The 2,608-nt window shown below is 34.7% G+C and carries 2 protein-coding genes; both read left to right on the top strand.

The features are described 5' to 3' along the window. The coding region (locus tag BHECKSOX2_RS01175; protein WP_180323605.1) for a transposase at window positions 1-750 on the top strand (750 nt) is incomplete at its 5' end. 707 nt (window positions 751-1,457) lie between these two features. Then, the coding region (locus BHECKSOX2_RS01170) for a trypsin-like serine protease (protein ID WP_139682125.1) at window positions 1,458-2,608 on the top strand (1,151 nt) is incomplete at its 3' end.

Raw genomic sequence — 2,608 nt, 5'->3', positions numbered from 1 at the left:
CATGTTAAAAAGCGTGCCAAAGCTAAAAAAGCCTTAACCCGCCTAAGAACTATTGCCAACAAACTCATCAGAGAATTGCAACGCAAACTTCACACACACAGCCTGTTTGAAACTTATCAAAAAGATTTTTTGTTTTACCAACAAGTATTAGCACAACAACCCAAAGATAAGAACAAGATCTATTCATTGCACGAGCCTGATGTGTATGTCATTGCCAAAGGCAAAGACCACAAACAATACGAGTATGGCAATAAAGTCTCAATCGTCTCAACCAAAGACACAAACATCATTGTTGGCGTAGCCAGTCATGATAAAAATATTCACGACTCAAAAACCTTAAATGTTGCCATAAGCCATGCTAATAGCAACAGAAACAAACCCATCAAACAAGCGGTATGCGACCGAGGCTATGTTGGTGCAAAGGTAGTGCTCGGTGCAAACATCATCCTGCCTAAAAAAGCCCTTAAGCGAGACAATCGTTATCAACAAGACAAAAAGCGCAAACTGTGTAAAAGACGCGCAGCGATTGAGCCGATTATCGGACATCTTAAATCAGATTTTAGACTCTCTAGAAACCTACTCAAAGGGCAAGTTGGTGATGAGATTAATGTTTTAATGGCTGCCTGTGCTTGGAATTTGAGAAAATGGCTGGTGATAGCCACTATTTTTTTGTTTTGGCAAAAACTGGGCTTATTTTTTGTAAAATACCTAAGGTTTTTTGTGGTGCTGGATAAAAAGCAGTTTTGTTGATTTAGATGGTTGGGAAAATGGGTGGTTTTGGTTTGGTTGGGGTGGTTTTTAAGGGGCGACTAAATAAAGAAAACGCAGTAGGAATGTTTCAACTAGAATTTGAATTTAGGGTTTAGCTTATTCGAAATAAGCAATTTTAGATTGTTGAATCTTGTTTGAGACCCTGTATTAACCCAATATAATTTATAAAACCCATGTAAGATAGCGCATTTTCCACCAAAAACTCGGTAAATAGCTAGCTATTATTCTTATTTTTAGATAAAAATGCACTATTTTCTGCATTCCCTATCCCTAAATCACACTGGGTTAATACAAGAATCTCAAAATATTGGCTAATTTACACCCATTTCGTCAAATTTAGAGAAAATGTTTGTGTTTTGGTGGGTACAGGATTTGAATAGAGTGAGTTTTTTTTTGGTTTTGATTTTGATTGTGGGTTTGGGTGGTTCTATTTTTGGATTTGGGAATTATGTTGTGATTTTTTTATTTTCAATAATTTCCCACAAGGGATTAAATATCAGTACAATATAACTTTTCTTTCAGTTGTTACAAAATACAAAAAGAATCAAAGTGGAATTTTATACAAACTACAAATAATCCACAGCTACATAAGAGCTTGTTAATATGTTTCAGGAGTTGGTTTTTAGAATAGAAAACATACTAAAAAACTAACAATTATTTAATCATCAAAAAATTAGAGAGGCAATATGCATTATCAAGAAAATACTTTAAAAAAATCATATAAATTAACATTTTTTATATTAATTGGACTAATGGTTACATTAGCAAAGCCCGCATTTGCTTTTGACAAAATGCATCATAAATCTAGCGATGCTGATGTTAATTTTCAAGTTCGCATTCAAGATGATAAGAATCTGTGCTCAGGCTCTCTTCTTTCTAGAACAATAGTAATAACTTCAAAACATTGTTTGGGTTCTGATATAACAGTTTATTACAACAACCAGCCCTACGGAGTAAAGGAAATTCACCAGTTTGGAGCATTAAAATCAGATCAAAAACTTAGAGCAGACAAAACAGCCCATGAGGATTTAGCCATTTTAGAATTGCAAAAGGCTGTTGTTGGAGATAATATTAACTTTGTAAAAATACCAACAATAAATCAAGAACGGGCAGCATTCGCTAACAAAACCGCTTTGACTTTATTTGGTTTTTGGGGGGATTCACATCAATTTATTTTCGGTTACGCTGACAAATACCCGTATATAGGTGAGTTGTATTATTCCTTTGATTCCCTTGTCAGAAAGATTAGGCCAGCCAAAAACTGTCCTGAAGGGGAAGGGGTTAATGACGGCAGTTATTTTTGTATACAACCCCCAGCTAAGGCGTACCAATCACACCAATCCCTTACTAAAGCTGGAGACAATGGCGGTGCCGTTACTTTTAAAAAAAATAACGAATATTACATTCTTGGCGTTATCAATGCGTCCAATTATTACCCTCGATTAGGGAGTTCAAACATCAGAGAATGGTTGAATCAATTTTATGTTGAATTAAATCATTGGTCTGATTTTAATAGTAACAAAAAGGCAAAGATTGGTGATTTGTATGTTTATAACAACCCATACGATTATTCAACAGAATATTTTGGACTTATTCGACTTAATGAAGACAAAGCATACGGGTACTTTCCTACCGATAGAACACATAATCCATATTGGGTTTACTTAGGAGACACAACACCACAAGATGCTCGCAACAAATTCGACATGATTCTTAGCATGAATCATTGGGGTCAAAATGATCGTAAAGGTAAAATTGGTGACAACTATGTGTATGTTAATTATTATGACAATAGCATAGATGTATTTATCTTAAAGGCTGTTTATAGTAGCGATAA

It is taken from the genome of thiotrophic endosymbiont of Bathymodiolus puteoserpentis (Logatchev), assembly GCF_900127505.1.
Classification (GTDB): domain Bacteria; phylum Pseudomonadota; class Gammaproteobacteria; order PS1; family Pseudothioglobaceae; genus Thiodubiliella.
Note: the sequence above shows the minus strand (reverse complement) of the source record. Positions and strands in the feature narration are given on the sequence as shown.